General features: G+C 46.2%; 1 protein-coding gene. It reads left to right on the forward strand.

The window, feature by feature from the left end; all coding sequences use genetic code 11:
* Positions 1-246 (forward strand): TolC family protein (locus SAZ04_RS22665; protein ID WP_332699983.1); only part of this gene is annotated, 246 nt, incomplete at its 5' end.
* Positions 247-249: the final 3 nt, after the last annotated feature.

Here is a 249-nt window from a genome sequence, read left to right on the forward strand (position 1 = left end):
AATGAATTTCCAACTGGCTTGCCGGTCCATATGGTGAGCCGCAGACCCGATGTACGTGCCGCAGAGATGGAGTTAAAATCGCTGAACGCACAGGTAGGAATTGCGCAGGCCAATATGTATCCTGCTCTCAATATAACTGCAGGTGGCGGATTGGAATCATTTAAATCCAGTAATTGGTTTAATATTCCCGGATCTCTGTTTGGACTTGCTGCCGGAACCATAGCGCAACCCATTTTTAAAAGATGATGT

The sequence above is a fragment of the Halalkalibacter lacteus genome (genome assembly GCF_036663595.1).
In the GTDB taxonomy this organism is placed as follows: Bacteria; Bacillota; Bacilli; order Bacillales; family Bacillaceae_D; genus Halalkalibacter; species Halalkalibacter lacteus.